The sequence below is a fragment of the Hyella patelloides LEGE 07179 genome, from assembly GCF_900659865.1.
Lineage (GTDB): Bacteria > Cyanobacteriota > Cyanobacteriia > Cyanobacteriales > Xenococcaceae > Hyella > Hyella patelloides.
This window is the reverse complement of the sequence record NZ_LR214141.1, coordinates 1-5,289: the sequence shown is the minus strand read 5'-3', so window position 1 is coordinate 5,289 and position 5,289 is coordinate 1. Positions and strand designations below refer to the sequence as shown.

6 protein-coding genes are annotated in these 5,289 nt (G+C 38.3%); 3 read left to right on the top strand and 3 right to left on the bottom strand.

From position 1 onward, the window contains the following. A partial coding sequence (locus H1P_RS30875) for a hypothetical protein (protein WP_222427329.1) occupies positions 1–464 on the top strand: 464 nt, incomplete at its 5' end. Between the two features lie 2 nt (positions 465–466). Continuing rightward, positions 467–1,360, top strand: a complete 894-nt coding sequence (locus H1P_RS30870) for a hypothetical protein (protein WP_144874956.1) — start codon at positions 467–469, stop codon at positions 1,358–1,360. A 92-nt stretch (positions 1,361–1,452) separates the two neighbouring features. Here the strand turns inward: H1P_RS30870 and H1P_RS30865 are convergent, their stop codons facing one another. The 3 genes from H1P_RS30865 to H1P_RS30855 form a co-directional block, all read right to left on the bottom strand. Continuing rightward, complete coding sequence (locus tag H1P_RS30865; RefSeq protein WP_144874954.1) at positions 1,453–2,313, bottom strand: DUF6753 family protein; 861 nt, start codon at positions 2,311–2,313, stop codon at positions 1,453–1,455. A 74-nt stretch (positions 2,314–2,387) separates the two neighbouring features. Beyond that, a complete protein-coding gene (locus H1P_RS30860; protein ID WP_144874952.1) occupies positions 2,388–3,113 on the bottom strand; it encodes a P-loop NTPase family protein in 726 nt (241 codons plus the stop codon). A gap of 21 nt (positions 3,114–3,134) precedes the next feature. Next, on the bottom strand, positions 3,135–3,710 hold the full coding sequence (locus H1P_RS30855; RefSeq protein ID WP_144874950.1) for a hypothetical protein: 576 nt from the start codon (positions 3,708–3,710) through the stop codon (positions 3,135–3,137). A 299-nt stretch (positions 3,711–4,009) separates the two neighbouring features. Here H1P_RS30855 and mobV point away from each other — a divergent pair. After that, the coding region (gene mobV / locus H1P_RS30850) for a MobV family relaxase (RefSeq protein ID WP_144874948.1) at positions 4,010–5,289 on the top strand (1,280 nt) is incomplete at its 3' end.

Below are 5,289 nucleotides of genomic sequence, written 5' to 3'. Positions count from 1 at the left end.
GTATACTCAAAGCAATGAGTGAAGTAACTTTCAAGATTGATGTTCCCACAGACGACGATGGATTTTTAACACTACAATGTCCTTTTTGCAGCGAGCGATTCAAACTAACTGTCCAAGATTTTGAAAGAGAGGACATAATCGATTTATTTTGCCCTTACTGCGGATTAAAGGATGAACCAAGCAGTTTTATTACTGATGAGATTATAGAACAAGCTCATATCTTAGCTCTAAATTACGCCAAATCTCAGATTAATAAATCTATAAAAGGTTTAGAACAAAGCTCTAGGGGGAACAAAAATATCTCATTCAAAGCAGGAAAGCCTCTGGAAATGGAAGGGGATAAAGTTTTATTTGAGAAAGAGCAATTAGAGCTTATTACATTAAAATGCTGCGAATTAGAGACGAAGGCAAAATCAATTGTTAAAGAGATAGGTGTTTATTGTCCTTGTTGTGGAGTGAAATAAATATGCAAACAGAAATTAAACTTACTAAAACAGAGCTGAGAAAAATTTCACGCGAGTTTAGAACAATAGCAAGTAGGCTTCTAAGAACTGAATATAAACAAGGAATGAGCAACTTAAAAAGGTTTGTTGCTTTTATAGAAGAAAACAAAATTATTAATGAATTTATTCAAGAGCATAACAAATACAATTTTCACGAGGAAATTTATGACTCAAATGGATTTGCTGTTATTCCAGATGATAGTAAATCTCATGAAATATCCTACGTATATCAACTACTGAAAGCGCATTTGGAAGAATGCAAAAATAATGGAAAAGATATTGGATATGTAAATCTAGCTATGCACTTTGGAAGAAGTAAGAAGTTTCAAGAGACAGTAGATAATTTTGGAAAAAATGTTATATCACCCTTTGTTAGTCATGTAGAGGGTTATCTTACAGATTTGCAGATTGATATGGGTGATGAAGATCAAACAAAGATATCGATACAAGTTCATGGTGATAATTATGGAGGCAACTTAGGAAATACGATGTCAGAAACAAACATAGATCAAAGTAACTCTTCCATAGGTATTGGTGTTAGCCAAAATAGCGAAATCAAAACAGAAAAAATAGCTGGAACTATCAACGAAGCATCGCAGAAAAATATAGCCGAAGTAGCAGCAGAAATTCAGGAATTATTAGAGCAATTATCTCAATCTTATCCAACTTCAACTAGTAAAGAAAAAACAATATTAGTGGCTGAAGCAGTCGATCGGATTGAGCATAACCCAACATTTAAAGCCAAGGTTATTAATGCTCTTAAAGCAGGTGGGACTGAAGCATTTAAAGAGGCAATAGATCGTCCCTTTGTCAATATTTTATTAGCAACTTTTGAAGGATGGAAAGAAACTGAATAAAGTATGGCGATCGCTTTATCTTCTCTAATACCGTTTTCAATTAGTTAAATAGCGATCTCATTCTTTCTTTCGTTCTCCTAGATAGGGCGAAATTACTCTACTCCTTCTCGCTGAGGAGAATCAGGGTGAACAATCCAAAGAGTACATTTAGGATTATTATCACTTTGACATTTGACAATGCGATCAAGATTCCAAGTTGTGAGATTGCGTCCAAATCGTTCGACTTCTGTGTTGTACTTTTGGACGGTCAACCACCCGCCAGCAACAAAACAGACTCCTCCCACAATAGCTAAAGCCCATATAGGGGCAAACCAATCAGTCCACTTGAGCCAAAAAGTCTTTTGCTGAAGTAATCTTAGCTCTGAGTGAGAACCTTGAATTTGCTGTTGTGTCAATTCAAACTGCTTGTTTGTTTTATTGACCCAGCCAATTAAAGCATTCATGTTCTCAATATTCTTCTCCCTCTCCGCTTTTGCTTCAGCCTGGAGTGTGGTTAATGTCTGAGATAGCTCCTCATTCTGCTTCTTAGTTTCTTGCACCTGTTCCAAAGTCTCATTACTTGCATCGGCGATCGCCCCTACCGTACTCATGCCCGCCTCTTTAATATCGGAGACACATTTTTGGCTGACGGCTTCCATATTCTCTTTAATCGCTTCAACTTGCTCTAAGCTTTTCTCAGAGATCTCAGCCATAGCTGACTTTAGTTTAGAAAAGCTCTCCGCCATTTCTTGTTTCCATTCCGACAACAATCGTGGCAACTCTTCGATAGCAGCTTCTAAGAACACTCGTATCTGTCCCGTTAAAAGCAAAGCTAAGAACATTGGATCATTAGGTTCTAATCCACTGAAATTAAGAATCTCGAATACTTTTGCCTTAAACTCAGGTGGCTCTGAAGCCATATGAAAATCGATCATTTCTTTGGCTCTAGTAGTACCACCGTTTAGCAGACTCATCTCACACTCCTGACTATGAATTAACTTGAAATTGGGTTTGTAGTAAATTGCTTTGACCTATTAGCTTGAACAAATTAAGAAGCAGAAGCTTTTTCTGTTTCTATTTCTGTTGACCAAACTCCAGTACTGTCAAATTGCTCATAGGCATTCTTCAAAAAATTAACCACTCGCTGCCTACCCAAAACCGTCAAATTTTTAGACTTAGTAGCATCATCAAAGCGTAACTGCTTTTGATTAATTAAATACCGTTCCTGATAACCCAGTTTAGGAAAATCAATGACCTTGACCCCGTACTTAGTAATAAGTTTCTGTAGCGACTTATCATTATCCACCTGCGACCACTCATCACAAAGCCCAAAATTTCGCACCAAAACATGAGTCATCTGCGCGCCATAATAATCGAGCGAAGCCTGAAAAAGCCTAATGCTGTCATACTCACCGTTAGTAACAAACCACTTACAAAAACTAACGTCATACTCTTGTCCAATCTGGAGTAGCTCATTATTCTCAATCCAAGCTGTAACCGCCCGATTAACTTGAGAAGGCAAAGAAACAATTACGGGCTGCTCCATCGCCATCTCAAAAATGCGATCTGCATTGCCAGCCTGTCTCTCATCCTCACTAAAAACAGCAAACTGACAGCGATCCTTATAGACACGATTAACATCAGGATTAGAACGATCCGTCTCCACTGCCACAAAAGGCAACTCACGATCTATTCCATACTGAATCATCGCTCTAGTCACAAAAGACTTACCGACTCCACCCTTCTCACCATCAACCAAATGAATAACAGCCATTCCTTATCCTCTTGCTCCAAACTAAAAACTATTAAACTCGCTGGATAAATCATCAGACCTACCAGACAGAACATTAGTTTTAGTCGATGAAGACCTATTGCCACTTGACTGACTTGAAGGTTTAGCCTTAGCTTTCTTACTATTAGCCGTAGATGATTTAGTTCCAGTTGTAGAATCAACCTTTAAATTAACTGCTGATTCTGAATTACTTTGCTCTTTCATCCTATTGATTTCAGCATCAGAATTACCAGTCTCTAACTCTTCTTTAGAATCAGTAATATTTGTTGATAAAACAGGATTAGAACTAGACTGGCTTTTTTTCCTTCTTGTAGATGACTTTTTACTTTTACTACCCTCAGTTAAATAAAGTTTCAAAGTAGCAGCCGAAACCAAAATTTCTTGTTCAGCTAGAATTTCAGACAAATCCTCATAGTTATAGCCTTTCTTTAAAGCACTGTTTAATTTACCTCGAAGAAAATAAATACTCTCTCTCAGTGTTAGCTCTTCTTTTGGCTTTGATTCTAATTTATCCAACGTATCTAAGGCACTAGCTAGCTTATCGACATGAAATTTCTGATTGGGTTTAGCTTTAACCATCTCTAACTACTCCAGGATTAGCATCTGTAATTCATTGCCATATAACTAATAGTCACACAAATGACGAGCAACAAAAACTAAACTTTGATAAACTAATATCAACTAAAATAAATAGGCACAAGTAGTTATTTATTTTCCCAGTAGCAAAGATTCCAGCAGGCTAAAATCTAAAATTATTGTGATACTTACTACACAATTTTTGGCTAACGCCAACGCTACGCTAAAATTATTCCGTTCGCCAAGCCATAGAACTCCCTCAAACCCCTTTTTACTACTGGGAAAAAGAATAAAGTAAGACAATGCCCCATGCCATAGCTCGCATCGCCAAATTAAAGTCGGGAAATGTAGGTGCTTCAGGTCTGCATACTGGCAGAGTCAGGCAAACTCCCAACGCCAATCCAGAAATTACTAACGTTCGCTTTATCGGTCAGCCAGATTCACCCCTTCTACCCAGTTTAGAAACCATTGTTAGAGATCGCATTGGCGACCAAACAATTAGAAAGAATGGCGTTCTTTGTGTGGAGATGTTATTAACTGCATCTCCTGAATATTTTCGACCCAACGACCCCAGCAGAGCAGGTTACTACGAGCCAGAAAAGTTAGCTGATTTTCGTACCTCCGTGCATGGTTGGTTAGATAACGAGTATGGAGATCGCATTGTCAGAGCCGAGCTACATTTGGACGAATCTACGCCCCACATTCATGCCTATCTTGTTCCCCTAGACGAGAGAGGAAAATTAAACTGTCGGGGTATCTTTGGAGGCAGACAAAAGCTAAGTCAGTTTCAAGATAGTTTTGCTAATGCCATGTCACCTTTAGGATTAGAACGAGGTGTCCGAGGTAGTAAAGCCAAGCACACTAAAATCCAGCATTACTATGCAGCGATTAACCAATCTCCCGAACTAAATTTAGATAAGTCAACGATTGAGTATCAGCTAGCAGATAGACAACGAGCCATCAAAGATAAAGAACAAGCTGACATTACTGCTCGACTACTAGCCAGAGATAAAGAAAATCTACAGCAACAGTTAAACCAAGCCCAAATTAAAATCAAAACTCAGGCAAAAGAATTAACTAAATGGAAGCAGAAGTATGCAGACATCGCTAATAAAGTTAGAGACTTATCTCTAAAAGATGTGGCATACGAACTGGGTTTAGAACCAGACCCAAAGGACAAACACAAATGGCAAAACGAACACCACACTATCAATATTACTGGCAGTAAATTCTACGACTGGAAACAGATGAAAGGTGGTGGCGGTGCGATCGATTTAGTGATGCACGTTAACGAATATGACTACAAACAATCAGTAGCTTGGTTAGGCGATCGCTTTGGTGAAACTGCCACCATTGAAGCTGTCAACTATAAGACTAAAAATATTATTCAAACCGAACCAGTACGAGAATTTGTGCCACCAGTACGCGCACAGGAGAAATGGCAGAAAGTAAAACAATATCTGACTCGCGATCGCAAGTTACCCAGTACCTTGGTAGATAAGCTCTACGAACAGGGATTAATCTATGCGGATGATAACCAAAATGCGGTGTTTATTCGTCGTTCAATTAATGAAGAAAAAAT

Bases quoted from the DNA above. Each gene is read 5' to 3' on its own strand.
- H1P_RS30870 (WP_144874956.1), top strand. From the start codon at position 467: ATGCAAACAGAAATTAAACTTACTAAAACAGAGCTGAGAAAAATTTCA.
- H1P_RS30865 (WP_144874954.1), bottom strand. From the start codon at position 2,313: ATGAGTCTGCTAAACGGTGGTACTACTAGAGCCAAAGAAATGATCGAT.
- H1P_RS30860 (WP_144874952.1), bottom strand. From the start codon at position 3,113: ATGGCTGTTATTCATTTGGTTGATGGTGAGAAGGGTGGAGTCGGTAAG.
- H1P_RS30855 (WP_144874950.1), bottom strand. From the start codon at position 3,710: ATGGTTAAAGCTAAACCCAATCAGAAATTTCATGTCGATAAGCTAGCT.